The sequence below is a fragment of the Chromobacterium vaccinii genome, assembly GCF_001855275.1.
Taxonomy (GTDB): domain Bacteria; phylum Pseudomonadota; class Gammaproteobacteria; order Burkholderiales; family Chromobacteriaceae; genus Chromobacterium; species Chromobacterium vaccinii.
The window spans coordinates 904,203-922,953 of record NZ_CP017707.1 but is presented as its reverse complement, the minus strand read 5'-3'; the positions used below and the strand labels follow the sequence as shown (position 1 = coordinate 922,953).

18 protein-coding genes are annotated in these 18,751 nt (G+C 66.9%); 12 read left to right on the top strand and 6 right to left on the bottom strand.

The window, feature by feature from the left end; translation table 11 throughout:
- The first annotated feature begins 3 nt into the window (after window positions 1-3).
- The 3 genes from BKX93_RS04090 to BKX93_RS04080 are packed head-to-tail and all read left to right on the top strand — an operon-like array spanning window position 4 to window position 1,920.
- Window positions 4-435 carry a hemerythrin domain-containing protein gene (locus BKX93_RS04090; protein ID WP_186009487.1) on the top strand — a complete coding sequence of 144 codons (432 nt, stop codon included), beginning with the start codon at window positions 4-6 and terminating at the stop codon, window positions 433-435.
- A complete protein-coding gene (locus BKX93_RS04085; RefSeq protein WP_046156958.1) occupies window positions 425-637 on the top strand; it encodes a DUF2249 domain-containing protein in 213 nt (70 codons plus the stop codon). Before BKX93_RS04090 ends, BKX93_RS04085 begins: the two co-directional genes overlap by 11 nt.
- On the top strand, window positions 637-1,920 hold the full coding sequence (locus BKX93_RS04080) for a hypothetical protein (protein WP_070978838.1): 1,284 nt from the start codon (window positions 637-639) through the stop codon (window positions 1,918-1,920). The genes BKX93_RS04085 and BKX93_RS04080 overlap by 1 nt, the downstream gene beginning before the upstream one ends.
- On the opposite strand, the gene BKX93_RS04075 is transcribed toward BKX93_RS04080, so the two are convergent.
- Both BKX93_RS04075 and BKX93_RS04070 read right to left on the bottom strand, forming a co-directional pair.
- Entirely contained in the window at window positions 1,896-2,591 is a 696-nt protein-coding gene (locus BKX93_RS04075) for a Crp/Fnr family transcriptional regulator (RefSeq protein WP_046156956.1), read from the bottom strand. The genes BKX93_RS04080 and BKX93_RS04075 overlap by 25 nt on opposite strands.
- Before the next feature lie 197 nt (window positions 2,592-2,788).
- Window positions 2,789-3,547: an SDR family oxidoreductase gene (locus BKX93_RS04070; RefSeq protein ID WP_070978836.1), complete on the bottom strand. Its 759-nt coding sequence runs from the start codon at window positions 3,545-3,547 to the stop codon at window positions 2,789-2,791.
- 144 nt (window positions 3,548-3,691) lie between these two features.
- Between BKX93_RS04070 and BKX93_RS04065 the strand changes: the two genes are divergently transcribed.
- The 4 genes from BKX93_RS04065 to BKX93_RS04050 all read left to right on the top strand — a co-directional run bounded on the left by BKX93_RS04065 (window position 3,692) and on the right by BKX93_RS04050 (window position 9,193).
- Entirely contained in the window at window positions 3,692-4,585 is an 894-nt protein-coding gene (locus tag BKX93_RS04065) for a LysR family transcriptional regulator (protein ID WP_235429274.1), read from the top strand.
- Between the two features lie 215 nt (window positions 4,586-4,800).
- Window positions 4,801-5,907 carry a macrolide transporter subunit MacA gene (gene macA, locus BKX93_RS04060; protein WP_244887234.1) on the top strand — a complete coding sequence of 369 codons (1,107 nt, stop codon included), beginning with the start codon at window positions 4,801-4,803 and terminating at the stop codon, window positions 5,905-5,907.
- Entirely contained in the window at window positions 5,904-7,838 is a 1,935-nt protein-coding gene (locus BKX93_RS04055) for a MacB family efflux pump subunit (protein ID WP_070978834.1), read from the top strand. Before macA ends, BKX93_RS04055 begins: the two co-directional genes overlap by 4 nt.
- Window positions 7,839-7,840: 2 nt before the next feature.
- Window positions 7,841-9,193, top strand: a complete 1,353-nt coding sequence (locus BKX93_RS04050) for an efflux transporter outer membrane subunit (protein ID WP_070978831.1) — start codon at window positions 7,841-7,843, stop codon at window positions 9,191-9,193.
- 42 nt (window positions 9,194-9,235) lie between these two features.
- Here BKX93_RS04050 and BKX93_RS04045 read toward each other — a convergent pair whose 3' ends face one another.
- Window positions 9,236-9,730: a prolyl-tRNA synthetase associated domain-containing protein gene (locus BKX93_RS04045; protein ID WP_046156951.1), complete on the bottom strand. Its 495-nt coding sequence runs from the start codon at window positions 9,728-9,730 to the stop codon at window positions 9,236-9,238.
- Between the two features lie 57 nt (window positions 9,731-9,787).
- Window positions 9,788-10,345 (bottom strand): TetR/AcrR family transcriptional regulator, encoded by a 558-nt coding sequence (locus BKX93_RS04040; protein ID WP_070978829.1) that lies wholly within the window; start codon window positions 10,343-10,345, stop codon window positions 9,788-9,790.
- Between the two features lie 89 nt (window positions 10,346-10,434).
- Here BKX93_RS04040 and BKX93_RS04035 point away from each other — a divergent pair, with 89 nt between their 5' ends.
- From BKX93_RS04035 to BKX93_RS04015, 5 genes are all read left to right on the top strand, one after another.
- The gene (locus BKX93_RS04035) at window positions 10,435-10,902 is read left to right on the top strand and encodes a nuclear transport factor 2 family protein (RefSeq protein WP_046156949.1); all 468 of its coding nucleotides are present in this window, start codon (window positions 10,435-10,437) and stop codon (window positions 10,900-10,902) included.
- 134 nt (window positions 10,903-11,036) lie between these two features.
- Window positions 11,037-12,497 (top strand): TldD/PmbA family protein, encoded by a 1,461-nt coding sequence (locus BKX93_RS04030; RefSeq protein ID WP_070978828.1) that lies wholly within the window; start codon window positions 11,037-11,039, stop codon window positions 12,495-12,497.
- Window positions 12,494-13,813: a TldD/PmbA family protein gene (locus BKX93_RS04025; RefSeq protein ID WP_145929258.1), complete on the top strand. Its 1,320-nt coding sequence runs from the start codon at window positions 12,494-12,496 to the stop codon at window positions 13,811-13,813. Before BKX93_RS04030 ends, BKX93_RS04025 begins: the two co-directional genes overlap by 4 nt.
- Window positions 13,814-14,180: 367 nt before the next feature.
- Window positions 14,181-15,635, top strand: a complete 1,455-nt coding sequence (locus tag BKX93_RS04020; RefSeq protein WP_070978825.1) for an aminoacyl-histidine dipeptidase — start codon at window positions 14,181-14,183, stop codon at window positions 15,633-15,635.
- A 110-nt stretch (window positions 15,636-15,745) separates the two neighbouring features.
- Window positions 15,746-16,267 (top strand): DUF2165 family protein, encoded by a 522-nt coding sequence (locus BKX93_RS04015; protein ID WP_231177733.1) that lies wholly within the window; start codon window positions 15,746-15,748, stop codon window positions 16,265-16,267.
- Here BKX93_RS04015 and BKX93_RS04010 read toward each other — a convergent pair.
- Complete coding sequence (locus BKX93_RS04010; protein WP_046159053.1) at window positions 16,249-16,836, bottom strand: ion channel; 588 nt, start codon at window positions 16,834-16,836, stop codon at window positions 16,249-16,251. The genes BKX93_RS04015 and BKX93_RS04010 overlap by 19 nt on opposite strands.
- Window positions 16,836-18,686, bottom strand: a complete 1,851-nt coding sequence (gene dxs / locus BKX93_RS04005) for a 1-deoxy-D-xylulose-5-phosphate synthase (protein ID WP_046166582.1) — start codon at window positions 18,684-18,686, stop codon at window positions 16,836-16,838. Before dxs ends, BKX93_RS04010 begins: the two co-directional genes overlap by 1 nt.
- Window positions 18,687-18,751: the final 65 nt, after the last annotated feature.

Here is an 18,751-nt window from a genome sequence, read left to right as displayed (position 1 = left end):
ATCATGACCCCATCCGAACTGTTGACCGGCCAGCACCGGGATTGCGACGCCCGTTTTGCCGACGCCGAGCAAGCCGCGCGCGCTCAGGACTGGCCCGCTGCCGAATCCGCTTTCGCCGCGATGCGCGGCGAGATGGAGGGCCACTTCCGGCTGGAAGAAGAGAGGTTGTTCCCCGCCTTCGAACAGGCCAGCGGCATGCGAGCCGGCCCCACCGTGGTGATGCGCGCCGAGCATGCGCAGATGCGGCAATTGCTGGACGGCATGGCCCAGGCGCTGGCCGCGCGCGATGGCGGCGGCTTCCTGGCCGAGGCCGACACGCTGTTGATCCTGACCCAGCAGCACAATATGAAGGAGGAGAACATCCTGTATCCGATGTGCGAGCAATGCCTGCCGGATCTGGGGCGCTTGCTGGAGGAGGCCGGCCATGCCGCTTGACCTTCGCGATCTGCCGCCGCCGGAGCCGATGGACATCGTGCTGGGCGAGGCGGAGCGGTTGTCGCCTGGCCAGTCCGCCAGCTTCGTGCTGCCGCATTTTCCGACCCCCTTGCTGCCTTTGCTGGACAGGATGGCCGGCCTGGCTTACCGCTTCGAATTATCGGGCGACGGCGGCGTGCTGCTGATCATGGAGCGCAGTTGATGCAGGGGTGGCCGTCCTATGACCGGGCGCCGCCGCTGAGCCTTCCCCTGCCTTTTCTGCTGGCGTCGCCGTGCTGGTTGTTCATTGCCGGATTGTGCCTGATGTTGGCGGGGCCCGGTCCGCTGGACCGCTTCGACCCGGCGGCGCTGGCCGCCGCGCACCTGTTGGCGCTGGGCGCGCTGGGCAACGCGATGTTCGGCGCGGCGCTGCAGATCCTGGCGGTGGTGGCCGGAGTATCGTTTTCCCGCCCCCGTTTGCTGCTGCATGCGCTGTTCTGGCCGTTGCAGCTTGGCTGCGGCCTGCTGGCGGCGGCTTTTCTGAATGGCTTCCTGCCGGCGCTGTTGCTGCCGGCCGCCGCGCTGTTGGGCTGGGCCTTGCTGGTTTTCGCCGGCTTCGGCCTGCATGGCATCGCCAAGAGTCCGGCGCGCGACGCGACCACCCGCGGCATGGCGTCGGCGCTGGCCGCGCTGTTGGTCGCCGTCGGTTTGGGCATCGCCCTGGCGGGCACCCTGGGCGCGGCCTGGCCGCTGCCTTGGAAAACCTTGCTGGATTGGCATGCGCTGTGGGCGCTGGGCGGATGGCTGCTGGGCCTGGTCATGGCGGTGGCGGCCACGGTGGTGCCGATGTTCCAGATCACGCCGGCGTATCCGGGGCGCTGGATGCGGCATGCCGCGATGATTTGGCCGGCGTCGTTGCTGGCGTCCGGTTTGGGATGGCAGTTGACGGCGAGTTGGCTGGCCTGGCTGCCGGCATGGATGGCGGCGCTGGCCTTTGCCGCCATGACCTGGAGCTTGCAGCGGCGAAGCCGGCGTCCCGGAGACTGCGGGCGGCGCTTCTGGCAGATGGCGATGGCGGCATTGGCGCTTGGGCTGCTGGCGGCCTGGCTTGTCGCCGCGGATCTGCTGGCCGCCGGCTGGGCGGCGTTGAGCGGCTGGCTGCTGCTGTTCGGACTGGGCGCAGGCGCGGTGCTGGGCATGTTCTACAAGATATTGCCCTTCCTGCTGTGGCTGGACCTGCAGCGCAAGGCGCCGCCCGGAGCGAGGCCGCCGGCCACGCTGGCGCTGTTGCCGGAATCGGCGCAGCGTCGATGCCTATTTGTGTTTTCAGCCTGCCTGGCGATGGGTTGCGCACTGGCCTTGGGGGTGCTGCCTGGAGCGGCGGCAGGCGTCGGAACATGCGCGCTGGCCGCGCTAGTGGCTTGGGACGCGGGCAGGGCGGTATGGCGCCACCGCGCCTGCGCGCGAAACTGGAGAGAGGCTCAGGAGGCCGGCGTCATGCCGTAGTCGGCCAGCGCGGCGGGGTCGAGCAGGGCGACGTCCTTGCCATCGACCTCCACCAGGCCGGCCTTGCTCAATTGCTGCAGCACGCGGGAGAAGGTTTCCGGCGTCAGGTTCAGGCGGGAAGCGATCAGGTTCTTGTTGGCTTCCAGCGTCAGCACGACTTTCTCGCCGGCGGGCGCGTCGTCCATTTGCTGCAGCAGGTAGCCGATCACGCGCTGCAGCGCGGTTTCCACCGAGTAGCGCTCCACGTCCCGCACCATGCCGTGCAGGCGCAGCGACATACCGGCCAGCATATTGCGCGCGAAGCCCGGGTCCTCGGCCAACGCCTGGAACACGCCGGCTGCGCCGATGTGCAGCAGCAGGCTGTCTTCCAGCAGTTGGGCCAGCACCGGATAGGGCTTGCCCAGGAACATCACCGCCTCGGCGAAGCTCTGGCCGGGGTGGATGATCTCCACCACCTTCTCCACGCCTTGCGGCGAGGGGATCGCCAGCTTTACCTTGCCGTACACCACCACATACATGCCGTCGCATTCGTCGCCGCGCTGAAACAGCAGCAGTCCCCGATCGCCGCGCTTGGCGTGGACATGAGGCTCCAGCGTGGCCAGTTGCCTGTCCGACAAGCGCTGGAACAAGGGTTGGTGGCGCAGGTGCTGGATGATGTCGATCTGGGACATGGCGGGGCTTTCGGAAGCGGTGTGGCGATGGTGGATGCTAACTCATCCCGCGAATTATTAGCAAAGCGCGATATTTGACAGCCGACAGGTTTTTTCAGGCGCCTGGCGCAGGAAGGCGCGATGCGGGAGCGGGCCCCTTGCCCAGGCCGCATGAGTGAGAAAGCCGCCTGGCGGCGGCTTTTCTGAGCAGAGGGAGCTTAGCGGGAGACGAAGCCGCCATTGATGAACAAGGTCTGGGCGGTGGTCCAGCGGTTTTCCGGCGAAACCAGATGCTTGACCAGCGGCACCAGGTCGGCCACCTGGCCCAGTTCGCCGTTGATGCTGGCGCGCTTCAGGTAGGCGACCGCTTCCGGCGTTTCCGCGGCGTAGAAGAACTCGGTGTCCATCGGGCCGGGGGCGACCACATTGACGGTGATGCCGCGGTGGCCGATTTCCTTGGCCAGCGCGCGGGTGAAGTCCTCCAGCGGCGCCTTGCTGCCGGCGTAAGCGCCGTAGTGGCCGGTGGTGGCGGCCAGCAGCGAGGTGCCGACGCTGACGATGCGGCCGTTGTCGCGGAGGCGGCGGCCGGCTTCCTGCAGCGCGAAGAACGCGGCCTTGGCGTTCAGCGCGAAGATGGCGTCGAACTCTTCCTCGCTGACCTCGGTGATCGCTTTCTTCACCATCATGCCGGCGGTGTTGATCAGGATGTCGACGTGGCCGAAGCGGTCTTCCACCGCGTCGAACAGGCGGCGGACTTCCGCCACCTTGGTGACGTCGGCCTGTACCGCGAAGGCCTGGCCGCCGGCGGCTTGAATCGCGGCGGCGGCTTCTTCCGCCCCGGCGCGGGAGCCTGCGCTGTGGTAGTGGATGGCGACGGCGGCGCCGTCGGCGGCCAGCGCTTCGGCGAAGGCGCGGCCCATATTGCGCGATGCGCCGATGATCAGTGCGACTTGTCCTGCAAAGTTGGCTTGGCTCATGTCAGTTCTCCGTTGGGTTCGCCGCTGGCGCGGCTTGCTGTTGACGCTTTGCAGTGTATTGCCGGGTTTGATCCGGATAAACGGCGCTTTATTGTTTACACTATCCAGAAAATCGTACCAATTGGAGCGGCTATGGATAGGGTCATGGCGATGCGGGTTTTCGCCGCCGTCGTCGATTGCGGCGGCTTCACCCGGGCGGCGCAGCAGTTGCAGCTGCCGCGGGCCACGGTGTCCAGCGCGGTGCAGCAACTGGAGGCGCAATTGGGCGCGCGGCTGCTGCACCGGACCACGCGGCGGGTGCAGCTGACGCTGGACGGCGGCACTTTCTACGAGCGTTGCCAGCAGCTATTGGCGGATTTCGACGAGCTGGAGTCCTTGTTCAGCCAGCAGGGCGCCAGCCCGCGCGGCAAGTTGCGGATAGATGTGCCGGGGCCGATAGGGCGGCAGGTGCTGGCGCCGGCGTTGCCGGCGTTCTTTGCGCAGTATCCCGATATCGAGCTGGAGCTGGGGGTGACCGACAGGCCGGTGGACTTGATCCAGGAGGGCGTCGACTGCGTGATCCGCGTCGGCGCGCTGGCCGAGTCGCGCCTGGTGGCGCGCCGGATCGGCCTGTTGCCGCAGGGCAATTACGCCAGCCCGGATTATCTGGCCGCTTTCGGCGCGCCGGCCTCGCCGGACGAGCTGGTTGGCCATCGCGCGGTCAACTACGCGTCGCCGTCCACCGGCAAGGTGTTTGCCTGGGAGTATCTGCAAGAAGGCGAACGGCGCGAGCTGGCGTTGAAGTCCCAGGTCAGCGTCAACCAGGTGGAAAGCTATATCGCCTGCGCGCTAGCCGGGCTAGGCATGATCCAGTTGCCGCGCTACGACGCCGAGCCGCATGTCGCCGCCGGACGACTGGTGGAAGTGCTGGCCGATTGGCCGCCGCCGGCGATGCCGGTATCGGTGCTGTATCCGCACCGCAGGCATCTGTCGCGGCGGGTGCAGGTGTTTGTCGAGTGGGCATCCGCGCTGCTGCGCGAGCGTTTGCGGTTGGAATAGCGGCTTTATGTGAATGTGCTTAAATAGATGGGAACGGAACTACTTTGTAACTAAATTGCCTGACAAAGTTTGCTTTTGTTAACGAATTGTTGGTGATGATGCGGTTCAGGCAATGGTTTGGCATTTTGTTGCTCCCCGTGCGCGGGTTGGCCGCCTTGTGGCGGCGCTTCCGGGGTTGGGGCTTAGGCAAGCGGCCGTGGCGGAACGCCGCGGCCTTGTTGGCGGTTCTAGCTCTGGCCGGCTGGGGCGCGCACCGCTGGCTGGCGGAGGCTCCGCCGCCGCCGGTGCTGACCGCCAAAGTGGAACGCGGCGAGCTGGAGGATCTGGTGCTGGCCAGCGGCGTGATCCAGGCCTTGCGGCAGGTGGATGTCGGCGCCCAGGCCAACGGCCAGCTGAAATCGCTGAAGGTGGAGGCGGGCGACAAGGTGAAGCAGGGCGAGCTGCTGGCCGAAATCGATCCGGAAGACAGCCTCAACGATTTGCGCGCCGCCGAAGCCTCGCTGGACGCGCGCGTCGCGCAGCGCCAGGCCAAGCAGGCCGCGCTTCGGCAGGCCGAGCAGGAGCTGGCGCGCCAGCGCCGCATGCATGCCGAGGGCTCTACCTCGGATAAGGACCTGCTGGCCGCCGATACCAATTACCAGACTTTGAAGGCTGGATTGGCGGAGCTGCAGGCGCAGATCCGCCAGGACCAGTCGCAACTGGACAGCAAGCGCACCAAGCTGGGCTACACCCGCATCCAGGCGCCGATGGACGGCGAGGTGCTGGAGATCGTCACCCAGCAGGGCCAGACCGTGATCGCCACCCAGACGGTGCCGGTAATCCTCAAGCTGGCCGATCTGAGCAAGGTGACAGTGCGGGCCTATGTGGCCGAGGCCGATGTGATCCGGGTGAAGGCCGGCCTGCCGGTGTTCTTCACCGTGCTGGGCGCGCCGGACCAGCGTCACTGGGGCAAGCTGCGCGCCATCCTGCCGATGCCGGAGAAAATCAACAATGCCATGTTCTACAAGGCGCTGTTCGACGTGCCCAATCCCGATGGCAAGCTGCGGGTGGACATGACCACCCAGGTCAGCATCGTTTTGTCCCGCGTCGACACGGCCTTGAGCATCCCCTTGTCCGCATTGGGCGCTGCGGGCAGGGACGGCCGCCACGCGGTGAAGGTCAAGGGCAAGGACGGCAGGCTGGAGGAGCGCCAGGTGCGCATCGGCATGAAAACCTCCACCCGCGCCCAGGTACTGGACGGGCTGAAGGCGGGAGAGCTGGTGGTGACCGGGGAGCAGCCCGACAAGCCCGAAGAGGGCGGCGCCGTGATGGTGAGCGCATGAGCGGGGCCGGCCTTCAGCTGGATGGCGTCTGGCGGCGCTTTCCGTCCGGCGAGGACGAGGTGGCGGTGCTGAAGGATGTGTCGCTGAGCATCGCGCCGGGCGAGATGGTGGCCATCGTCGGCGCGTCCGGCTCCGGCAAGTCCACGCTGATGAATATTCTGGGCTGCCTGGACCAGCCGTCGGCCGGGCGCTACCGGGTGGCCGGGCGCGATGCCGGCCGCCTGGACGGCGACCAGCTGGCCGCGCTCAGGCGCGAGCATTTCGGCTTCATCTTCCAGCGCTACCACCTGCTGCCGCATCTGTCGGCCTTGGACAATGTCGCCATGCCCGCCGTCTACGCCGGCATGGCGCTGCATGAGCGGCGCGAGCGGGCGCAGGCGCTGCTGGCGCGGCTGGGCTTGGCGGGCAAGGAGCATCATCGGCCCGGGCAGCTGTCCGGCGGCCAGCAACAGCGGGTATCCATCGCCCGCGCGCTGATGAACGGAGGGCGCATCATTCTGGCCGACGAGCCGACCGGCGCGCTGGACAGCCGCAGCGGCGAAGAGGTGATGCGGATCCTGAAGGAGCTGAACGCCGCCGGCCATACCGTGATCATCGTCACCCACGATCCGGCCATCGCCGCGCAAACCGACCGCGTGATCGAAATCCGCGACGGCGAAATCCTGCGCGACAGCGGCGCGGCGAAGCCTGTTGCCGAAGCCGGTGGCGAGGAAGCGCGGGGCGATGGCGGCCCGGCGCTGCGCGAACGAATGGCCGAGGCGTTCAAGATGGCCTTGCTGGCCATGCTGTCCAACCGGCTGCGCACCGCGCTGACCATGCTGGGCATCGTCATCGGCATCACCTCGGTGGTGTCCATCATCGCCATCGGCGAGGGCGCGCGCGACTACGTGCTCAACGACATCCGCGCGATGGGCACCCAGACCATCACCGTGTTCCGCGGCAAGGACTGGGGCGACGACAAGGCCGAAGGCATCCGCACCTTCCTGCCGGGCGACATCGCCGCGCTGGCGGAAGAGGGCTACGTGGACAGCGTGACGCCGGAAACCACGCAGCCGCAGCGCATCCGCTACCGCAATGTCGACGTCAACGGCTCGGTCAGCGGCGTGGGGCGGGATTTCTTCCGCGTGCAGGGCATGAAGCTGGCCGAGGGCCAGGGCTTCAGCCGCGACGACATCCGCCAGCAGCGGCAGGTGGCGCTGCTGGACAAGAACGCGCGCCGCAAGCTGTTCGGCGACGGCGAGGCGGTGGGGCGGGTGATTCTGGTGGGCACGGTGCCGGCGACGGTGATCGGCGTGGTGGCGCAGCGCGACCGCGGCTTCGGCGGCAATTCGCTGCAGCTGTGGATGCCGTATTCCACCACCGCCAGCCGCTTGTTTGGCCAGCAGCATTTCGACCGTTTCGTGATCCGGGTGAAAGACGGCCAGCCGACCAAGCTGGCGGAAAAAGCCATCACCACGCTGTTGACTCAGCGCCATGGCGGCAAGGATTTCTTTACCCACAATATGGAAGATGTGCTGAAAACGGTGGAGAGCACCAGCCGCACGCTGGCCTTGCTGTTGACGCTGATCGCGGTGATCTCGCTGGTGGTGGGCGGCATCGGCGTGATGAACATCATGCTGGTCTCGGTGACCGAGCGCACCCGCGAGATCGGCATCCGCATGGCGGTGGGCGCCCGCCAGGGGGATGTGCTGCAGCAGTTCCTGACCGAGGCGGTGCTGGTTTGCCTGGTCGGCGGCGCCATCGGCGTGATGCTGTCCTATGGCATCAGCTTCGTGTTCGCGCTATTCGTCAGCTCGTGGAAGATGTCGCTGTCGCCGACGGCCATCCTGCTGGCGGTGGCGTGCTCGTCGCTGATCGGCGTGCTGTTCGGCTTTTTGCCGGCGCGCAGCGCCGCCAGGCTGAACCCGATAGACGCGCTGGCGCGGGAGTGAAAATGGACAAGCGCAAGAAATGGACATGGCTGGCGCTGGCTGCCTTGCTGGCCGGCTGCCAGGCCACGCCGTATCAGCGGCAGCCCTTGCGGACGCCGGCGCAGTGGGCGCAGCCGAACACGGCGGAGCAGGACATGGGCCGCGAGGCGTGGTGGGGCGGTTTCGCCGATCCGGCGCTGCTGCGGGTACTGAGCCAGGCGCGCAGCCGCAATCCCGATCTGGAGATCGCGCTGCTGAAATTGCGCAAGGCGCAGCTGGAGGCCGGCCTGGCCGACAGCGAAGCGCGGCCGACGCTGAGCGGCTCGCTGTCGGGCAGCCGCAGCCGTCCATTGGATGGCGGCGATTGGTCGAATAGCCGCAGCGCCGGCCTGAAAGTGGATTACGAGGTCGACCTGTGGGGGCGGCTGGACGCCGCGCAGCGTTCTGCGGGAGAGGCCTTCGTCGCCAGCCGCTACGACCAGATCAGCGCCGACTTGCTGTCCGACAGCGCCGCCGCCGGCTTGTATTGGGACATCGCCGCGCAGAAGGCCAGGCTCGCCCTGGCCGAGGCGGCGCTGGCCGACGCGGTCCGCATGCAGGCGCTGGCGCATTCCCGGCGGAAGGCGGGCGCGCTGGCCGAACAGGATGCGACCCAGGCGGACAGCGAGGCGCTGGCGCAGCGCGCCAGCCTGCTGAGCCAGCGGGAAGAGCTGGGCAAGAAGGAAAACGCGCTGGCGCTGCTGCTGGACGAGCCGCCGGGTTTGTCGTTGCCGGAGATCCCGCCGCTGGCAGAGCAGCCGTCGCTGCCCGGCATCGCCGCGGGCCTGCCGGGAGACTTATTGCGCCGCCGGCCGGATTTGCAGGCGGCCGAAGCGCGGCTGCGAGGCAAGCTGGCCGATGCGGACCAGCGCCGGGCGGATTTCTTTCCGCGTTTCAGCCTGAACGGAGATCTTGGCCGAGACAGCGCCGTCCCCGGCGCGCAGCTAGGCCTGGGCGCGACGCTGTCCCTGCCTTTTCTCGACTGGCGGCGGCTGGATTTGAAGCTGAAATCGAGCGAGGCCGACTACCAACTGGCGGAGGTGGAGTTCCGCAAGACGCTGTACGGCGCCTATCGCGAGGTGGAAGAGGGCCTGGATGGACGACGCCGCCTGGCCGCCAGTGCCGCTCTGCAAAGCGAGGCGCTGCGCTTGGCGGGGCGAAACGCCCAGCTGGCCCAGAGCCGCTACCTTGCCGGAGAAACCGATATCCAATCCTGGCTGGAGGCCGCGCGCGGTGAGCGCCAGGCGCGGGAGAAGCTGTTGGATTTGAATCTGGAGCGGCTGAAGAACCTGGCATATCTGTACAAGGCTTTGGGCGGAGGCGCTTCGCCCGCTTGAGCGGCAATGGCCGGCCGCTGACTCGGCGGCCGTCAGGCCGCGCTAGCCGCGGCGGGGCACCGCGATCACGCGCGGCGCGTGGCCGGTGTGCGCCAGCAGCCGCGCCAATCCTTCCACCGGCACGCTCAGGGTGGCGGTGTTGACCAGCGGGTGGCAGAGTATCGCCTCCCGAGCCCATAAGGCATTGTCCACCACCACTTCCACCTGATGATCGCGGTCGTTGACCGCGGCCAGCAGCGTCACCGATCCCGGCTCCAGCCCCAGATATTTCTTCAGCCGCTCCGGCGACGCGAAGCGCAGGCCCTTGACCTCCAGCGTTTCGCCCAAGGCCTTGATATCCACGCCGGCATTGGCCGGCACCGCCACCAGGAAGTGGCGGCGGCCCTTGGCGTCGCACAAAAACAGGTTCTTGCACTCCGCGCCCGGCAGGTCCGGGATCAGCCGGGCGGCCTCCTCGCAGGTGTAGACCGGCGGGTGCTCGAAGCGTTGATAGGGGATCCGCTGCTCGTCCAGCAAGCGGTACAGGGCATGTTCCATGCGGGCGTCTCCGGCGTTTTCGTTCCCTTCGAAACTATCACGGCCGGCGTTGGCGCGTCACCACACCAGTTTTCCGATCAAGAGTTCCAGCGCCGCCAGCGCGGCATCCGGCTGGCCGTCCAGCTGCGCGCGCACGATGGCGCCGTCTACGGCCAGGGACAGCATTTCAGCCATCTCGGCCTTGCCTGGGCCTTCCGGCAGCCGCTCGGCGATCGCCTGCCGCATCTCTGCCTTGTGCCGCCGCGCGGCGTCCATCACCGCCGGCTCGACCGGCATTTCTCCGGCGCCGTTGATGAAGGCGCAGCCGCGGAAGTCGTCCGAGGCGAACCACTCGCGCATGGCGTCCGCCAGCGCGGCGGGGCCGTCTCGGCGCGCTAGCGCGGCGCGAAACCAACCCATCCAGAGACTGTGGCGTTGCGCCAGATAGGCCAGGATCAGGTCGTTCTTGCTGGGGAAGTGGCGGTAGAAGGTGACCTTGGTGACGCCGGACTCGGCGATGAGCCGGTCTATGCCGGTGGCGCGCAGGCCTTCCTGGTAGAACAGCCGGCGGGCGGTGGCGAGGATGCGGTCGCGGGCGGGCAGCGCGGCGATGTCGGTGGGCGGAATTGATCTCATGAAGTGATTGTAGACAGGCTTGTCTACTTTGGTCTAGACTGGTTTTCATGTAGACAGGTCTGTCTACTTAATTTGAAAAGGAAACCGATATGGAAACCCGTCCTCCGCTGCCGCCGTTCACCCGTGAAACCGCGATCGAAAAAATCCGCTTGGCCGAAGACGGCTGGAACAGCCGCGATCCGGCGCGCGTGGCGCTGGCCTACAGCCTGGACACCCGTTGGCGCAACCGCGTCGATTTCCCGCGCGGCCGGGCCGAGGCGCAGGCGATGCTGGAGCGCAAGTGGAAGCGAGAGCTGGATTACCGGCTGATCAAGGAACTTTGGGCGTTTGACGGCAATCGCATCGCCGTGCGCTTCGCTTATGAGTGGCGTGACGACGCAGGCCAGTGGTATCGCAGCTACGGCAACGAGAACTGGGAATTCGGCGCCGACGGCCTGATGACCGACAGGCACGCCAGCATCAACGACATGCCGATCCGGGAGGCGGAACGCAAGTTCTTCTGGACGCTGGGCCGGCGGCCGGACGATCATCCCGGTCTTGGCGAGCTGGGTTTGTAAGAGCGGCATGCAAGCCGGACGGCCGGGCGCAGCATCTTGCGCGTTGCGACTTTCGCGCGCGGCATGGACAGGATGCGGCCTGGCTGCTTAGTATCGATGCTGTTGACATTGCGGCCTCTTCCGGAGACTTGACCATGCTTGAAACCATCCGACAGCGTTTTCTGGCGTTGCAGCCGCAGGCGGACTTCTGTTCGCTGCGCTACGTGGAGGAAGACAACGAGCGCCTGAGCGTGCGCCAGGGGCGGCAGCAGCCGCTCGTGCGCCGACACGACCGCGGCGCGATGATCACGGTGCTCGATGGCGGCGGCTACGGCTATGCGGCCACCGCCGATTTGAGCGAAGCCGGGCTGCGCGCGGCTTTCGAGCGCGCCCGGAACTGGGCGCGCGCCACGGCGGAGCGGGGCGTGTTCGATTATCGGCAGATCCAGCTGCCCAGCCCGCAGGGCCGTTACCAGGGGCCGGGATGCGACGGCGAGACGGAGTGGCCGCGCGCCGCGCTGCTGGATCTGCTGCTCAGCGAGTCGGCGGCGGCCAAAGGCTGCGACGACCGGGTGGTGGATTGGTCGGCCAGCTTGTGGCGGCAGGATATCCGCCAGCTGTATCTGACGTCCGGAGGCGGCGAAGCCGAGCAGCGCATGCGCGCGTTGACGCCTTCGCTGGCGGTGACGGCATTCGACAAGGGGCGGGTGCAAACCCGCAGCCTAGGCGGTCAGTACGGCGGCCTGGGCCGCCAGGGCGGGCTGGAGCTGATCGCCGAGGCCGGCTTGCGCGGCGCGGGCCGCCGCGTCGCCGACGAAGCCCTGCAGCTGCTGGCCGCGCCCAACTGTCCGAGCGGCAAGATGGATTTGCTGCTGATGCCCGAGCAGATGATGCTGCAGATCCACGAAAGCATAGGCCACCCGCTGGAGCTGGACCGCATCCTGGGCGACGAGCGCAACTACGCCGGCACCAGCTTCGTCACGCCGGACATGTTCGGCAGCTATCGCTACGGCTCCGAGCTGCTCAACGTCACTTTCGACCCGCTGCAACGCAATGAGCTGGCCAGCTACGGCTGGGACGACGACGGCAAGCCGGCGGAGAAGGCGTGGCTGATCCGTAACGGCGTCCTGGAGCGCCCGCAAGGCGGCGACATCTCGTCCGCCCGCGCCAGATTGAACGGCTTTGCGCTGGACTGCGTGGCCAACAGCCGCGCTTGCAACTGGAACCGCGCGCCGATAGACCGCATGGCCAATCTCAATGTCGAGCCCGGCGACAAAACATTTGCGCAACTGGTGGCCGGCATCGAGCGCGGCGTGTTGATGCAGACCAACGTCAGCTGGTCCATCGACGACTCGCGCAACAAATTCCAGTTCGGCTGCGAATGGGGGCGGTTGATCGAAAACGGCGAGCTGAAGGGCGTGGTGCGCAATCCCAACTACCGCGGCGTTTCCGCCAGCTTCTGGCGCTCGCTGAAGGCGGTGGGCGATGCGAGCACCTTCACGGTGATGGGCACGCCGTATTGCGGCAAGGGCGAACCCAATCAGGTGGTGCGGGTGGGGCATGCCTCGCCGGCCTGCGTGTTCGGCGAGGTGGACGTATTCGGAGGAGCGGCATGATGCGCGCGCATTTGCAAAGACTGGCGGCGGCACTGAGCGGGCTGCTGCGCGAGGAAGAGGGATTCACGTTGTGGCTGGAGGCGGAGCGCACCGATTTCGTCCGTTTCAACCATGGCAAGGTGCGCCAGGCCGGCGGGGTGGAGCAGGCCTACCTGGATCTGAGGCTGATCCGCGGCAAGCGCCAGGCCACGCAACAGCTGTCGCTGTGCGGTGGCGATGACGACCTGGCCTTGCTGGAGGCCTCGCTGCCGGCGCTGCGCGAGGCGCTGGAGCAGGTGGAGGACGATCCCTTCCTGCTGTTGAGCGAGCAGCCCAGCTGCACCGAAAGGATCGTTCCCGGCGCGTTGCCGCCGGCGGAAGCAATGGTGGCCGACATTCTCGCCGCAGCGGAAGGGCTGGATCTGGTGGGCATCCTGGCCAGCGGCGAGATGAGCTTCGGCTTCGCCAACCATCTGGGCCAGTTCAACTGGCAGCAGGGCGAGAGCTGGAACTTCGACTGGAGCCTGTATTCGCATGGCGACAAGGCGGTGAAGCGCAGCCAGGCCGGCAGCGTCTGGGATGCCGGCGCGATCCGGAGCGGCATCGCCGAGGCCGCCGAGCAACTGGCCTTGCTGAAGCTGCCGGCCAAAACGCTGGAGCCGGGCGAGTACCGCGCCTATTTCACCCCCACCGCTTTGGGCGGCCTGCTGTCCATGCTGAACTGGGGCGGCTTGTCGGAAAAAGAGGCGCGGGCCAAGCGCAGCCCTTTGCTGAAGCTGGTCGACGGCGAGGCGAAGCTGTCGCCGCGGGTCAGCCTGGCTGAGGCGGCCGGGGAAGGGCTGTCGCCGCTGTTTCAGGCGGAGGGGCTCATCCGGCCGGAGCGGGTGGAGCTGATTGCCGGCGGCGCGCACCAAAACAGCCTGATCGGCCCGCGCAGCGCGCGGGAGTTCGGCCTGGAGCCGAATGCCGGAGCCGACGAGTACGCGGAGTCCATGCAGCTGGCCCCGGGCGAGCTGCCGCGCGACGAAGCCTTGAAGGCGTTGGGCACCGGCGTCTATCTGTCCAATCTGTGGTACTTGAATTTCTCCGACCGCGCCGCCTGCCGCATCACCGGCATGACGCGCTTCGCCTGCTTCTGGGTGGAGAATGGAAAAATAGCCGCCCCCTTGGGCGTGATGCGCTTCGACGACAGCCTGTACAGCCTGCTGGGCGAGCAGCTGGAAGCCTTGACCGCGGAGCGCGAGCTGCTGGTGGACGCCGGCAGCTATGGCGGCCGCGCGACCCAGAGCAAGCTGTTGCCTGGCGCGCTAGTCAAGTCATTGCGTTTCAGCTTGTAAGAGCGGTTGCCGGGGCGAGGCTGACTTGCCTTGTTCCGGCTGCTCGCGCGGGCGTAACGTATGCGGTTTTTACATGATTGATGCGTTTGGCATGGCGGCACGGTCATGCAACATGCTCAATGTCCGCTATGTTTCGCCAAGAAAAACCGCAAGAGGGCATGCGCGGATGGCATGCTTTCTCTTCATCGCGCATGGTGTAGAATGATCCCATCGCGAACCACCAGACATGGCCGGCAAAACGCTGAGCGCCGGGCGCGGCATGTCGATGTGGCATCTATATTTCCAGCCTTCGCCGGATGGCGGATGTTGTATCCGGCGGCGCGGCCAAACGTGAGCCGCGCCGCGACACCGAATCAAGGAATGCGTTGTGACTGATATCGCCAAGCTCGAACCGACCGCCGTCTGGGAACATTTCCAAACCCTGTGCGACATTCCGCGCCCGTCCAAGCATGAGGAGCAGGTGCGCGACTACATGAAAGGTTGGGCGGAGCTGCGCGGCCTGGAAACCGTGGTCGACCAGGTGGGCAATCTGATCATCCGCAAGCCGGCCACGCCGGGCTATGAGGACCGGGCCGGCGTGGTGCTGCAGAGCCACCTGGACATGGTTTGCCAGGCCAATAGCGGCACCGAGCACGACTTTTTCAAGGACCCGATCCGCCCGGTGCTGAAGGACGGCTGGCTGATCGCCGAAAACACCACGCTGGGCGCCGACAACGGCATCGGCGTGGCGCTGGGCATGGCGGTGCTGTCCGGCGACGACGTCGCCCACGGCCCGGTGGAAGTGCTGCTGACGCTGGACGAAGAGGCCGGCATGGGCGGCGCGCTGGGTCTGGAAACCGGCCTGCTGAATGGCCAATACCTGATCAATATCGATACCGAAGAGTGGGGCGAGTTCTACATGGGCTGCGCCGGCGGCGTCGACGTCAACGTCACCCGCGAATACGCGGTCGAGCCGGTTCCGGCCGGCTACCAAGTGGCCAGCCTGACCATCAAGGGATTGAAGGGCGGCCACTCCGGCGCCGACATCCATCTGGGCCGCGGCAACGCCAACAAGATCCTGATCCGCTTGGTCCGCGAGCTGGAGACTGAAACGCAGTTGCGCCTGGTCTCCTTGCAGGGCGGCACCGCCCGCAACGCGCTGTCGCGCGAGGCTTTCGCCGTCGTCTCCTATCCGGCCGCCGACGCCGCCAAGGTGGCGGCCAAGCTGGACGCGTTCCAGGCGTTGATGCGCTTCGAGCTGGCTGGCGTCGACGAAGGCGTGGCGGTGCTGTCCGAGGCCGCTTCCGCCGCCGGCGTGCTGGCCCGCGCCGACCAGAACGCCATCCTGTCTGCGCTGCATGCCGCGCCGCACGGCGTCAAACGCATGAGCCAGCGCGTCGAGGGCGTGGTGGAAACCTCGAACAACCTGGGCGTGGTGCACGTGGTCGACGGCAAAGTGTTCGCCAACCTGATGGTGCGCTCCCTGCTGGACTCCGGCACCTGGATGCTGGCGCGCGAAGTGGAAAGCCTGTTTGGGCTTGCCGCGTTCAAGGTGGAGATGGAGGGCGGCTATCCGGGCTGGGCGCCGAATCCGGGCTCCAAGCTGTTGGCGCTGTTCAAGGACGTTTACCGCAAGGAATTCGGCGGCGAGGCCGAAGTGCAGGTGATCCACGCCGGCCTGGAGTGCGGCATCCTGGGCTCCAAGTACCCGAATCTGGACATGGTGTCGTTCGGCCCGAACATCCGCGGCGCGCACGCTCCGGGCGAGCGCGTGGAAGTGGAGTCGGTGGGCAAGGCCTGGCAGCTGCTGCAGGCGGTGCTGAAGGCGATTCCTGCGCGTTGATCGGCTTTTCTCGCAATGAAAAAGCGGTCTGGCTTTGCCAGGCCGTTTTTTATATCGGCCGCCGGCCAATCATGGCATGCTGCGGGTTTGTCAAAATGCTGGAGGAATCCGTGAAAAAAGAACAATTGAGCATCCATCTGCGCATCCAGTACCTGTGCAAGGCCGCGCTGGCCTTGTCGATCGGCGCGTTCGGCCTGCTGGTGGCGAGCGGAAACATCATCGATTACGACTCCAACTGGCAGTTCGTCCGCCGCGTGCTGGCGATGGACGCGCTGGAGCCGTGGTTCAATGGCGCGGCGCTGGAGGGCCGGGCGGTGCGCGATCCGTTCGGGCAGCAGCTGGCCTACTTCGCCATCATCGCCGGCGAAATGATCTGCGGACTGCTATGCGCGGCGGGCGGTATCGGCATGCTGCGCGCGGCGGCGGGCCGCGACGGCCTGGCTTGGGGCAAAAGCCTGTTCACGCTGGGCGCGCTGGTCGCCGTGCTGGTCTGGTATTTCGGCTTCGCGGTGGTGGGCGGCGAGTATTTCGCGATGTGGGCCAGCAAGTGGAATGGCCAGATGAAGGCCTACGCCTTCGTCGGCTTCATTCTGCTCAGCCTGGTTTACATCCGTCAGCGCGAAGAGGCTTGATCGCCGGCGCTCCGCGGCCCCTGGCCGGAGAAGTGGCGGCCGAAGCCTATGATCACCAGCGCGCTGGTGAAGATGATCTGCAGGTCGGCCAGCAAGCGCACCGGCCAGTAGGTGGGGTACATGTCGCCATAGCCCACGGTGGCCGCGGTGGCGATGGACAGGTGGAAGCAGTCCAGAAACAGCAGGGCGGCCTTGCCGTAGAAACCGGGCAGCGGGCCGCCCTGGCGGTCGTACAGCGGCGTCATGCCGTGGAAGGCGCTGCCGCCGCTCAAGAGCAGCGCGAACAGGTAGTACACCACGGCGAACTGCAGCACCAGGCCGATGTAGAGGCCGATCAGGTCGCCCAGCTGGCGTTGGCGCGGCCGCCGCAGGATGTGGCGGCCGGTGCGCCACAGCGGCCAGAAAAACACCGCCCACGCCAGCCATTGCTCGCCCTGGCGCGGCAGCAGGGCATGCAGATCCGCGCCGCGCCACAACAATGTGAACAGCGCGGCGCAAACCAGCGACAGCGCTGTTTCCGCGTGCAGTTGCAGCCGGGTCTCCAGGCTGGGCAGCGGCAGCGAGGCCATCAGCCGGCCAGGCGCTCGCGGATGCTCTTTTCGATGCCGGCTGCGTCCAGGCCGCACAGCGACAGCAGCAGCGCCGGATCGCCGTGCTCGACGTAATCGTCCGGCAGGCCCAGCTGCAGCACGGGCGCCGCGAGGCGCATCGCCTGCAGCGTTTCGACGCAGGCCGAGCCGGCGCCGCCCATCACCACGTTTTCCTCGACGGTGACGATCAGCTCGTGGGTTTGCGCCAGTTTGCGGATCAGTTCGGCGTCCAGCGGCTTGACGAAACGCATGTCGGCGACGGTGGCGTCCAGCTGCTCCGCGGCGGCGAGGGCGGGATGCACCATGCTGCCGAAGGCCAGGATGGCGATCTTCTCGCCTTGGCGGCGGACAACGCCCTTGCCGATCGGCAGCGCCTCCATCTGCTGCTGGATCTCCGCGCCGGGGCCGGTGCCGCGCGGGTAGCGGACGGCGGTCGGGGTGTCGAGCTGGAAGGCGGTGTACAGTAGCTGGCGGCATTCGTTTTCGTCGGACGGCGCCATTACCGTCATATTGGGGATGCAGCGCAGGTAGCTGAGATCGAAGGCGCCGGCGTGGGTCGGGCCGTCGGCGCCGACCAGGCCGGCGCGGTCCAGCGCGAACATCACCGGCAGGTTCTGCAGCGCCACGTCGTGGATCAGCTGGTCATAGCCGCGTTGCAGGAAGGTGGAGTAGATCGCCACCACCGGCTTCAGGCCGTCGCAGGCCATGCCGCCGGCGAAGGTGACCGCATGCTGTTCGGCGATCGCCACATCGTAGTAGCGGTCCGGGTGTTCCTTCTCGAAACGCACCATGCCGGAGCCTTCGCGCATCGCCGGCGTGATGCCGACCAGGCGTTTGTCCAGCTTGGCCATGTCGCACAGCCAGTCGCCGAACACCTGGGTGTATTGCGGCTTGCCGCCGCCGCTCTTGCCGCCGGCGAGGCCGTTGGCCGGATCGAACTTGGTGACGCCGTGGTATTTGACCGGGTCGTTCTCGGCCAGCTTGTAGCCCTGGCCCTTCTTGGTGACGATGTGCAGGAACTGCGGGCCCTTGAGGCTGCGGATGTTCTTCAGCGTGTCCACCAGCACATCCACATCGTGGCCGTCGATCGGGCCGATGTAGTTGAAGCCGAACTCCTCGAACAGCGTGCCCGGCGTGAAGAAGCCCTTGACGTGCTCCTCCACCTTGCTGGCGATCTCCTTCAGCGGCGGGGCGATGCCCAGCACCTTGCTGGAGCCTTCGCGCATCGCGGCGTAGAAGCGGCCGGACATCAGCTTTGCCAGGTAGTTGTTCAGCGCGCCGACGTTGGGCGAGATCGACATGTCGTTGTCGTTCAGGACCACCAGCAGGTCGGTGTCCATCGCGCCGGCGTTGTTCAGCGCCTCGAAGGCCTGGCCGGCGGTCATCGCGCCGTCGCCGATGATGGCCACGCTCTTGCGCTCGATGCCCAAGGTTTTGGCCGCCACCGCCATGCCCAGCGCCGCGCCGATGGAGGTGGACGAGTGGCCGACGCCGAAGGTGTCGTACTCGGATTCCTCGCGCTTGGGGAAGCCGGCCAGGCCGTCATGCTGGCGCATGGTATGCATGCGCTCGCGGCGGCCGGTCAGGATCTTGTGCGGATAGGTCTGGTGGCCGACGTCCCACACCAGGCGGTCGTTCGGGGTGTCGAACACGTAGTGCAGGGCGATGGTCAGCTCGATGCTGCCCAGGTTGGACGCGAAGTGGCCGCCGGTCTTGCTGACCGACTCCACCAGGAATTCGCGCAATTCGCCCGCCAGCTGCGGCAGCTGGGTCCGGGGCAGCTGCCGCAGGTCGGCGGGGCTGTTTATGTTTTCAAGCAGCGGATACATTGTTGTGATTCTGCAGTGAGGTGGCTCGCCGGGCGGTGGTCCGTCCTGATGGTTTCTCCACGAGC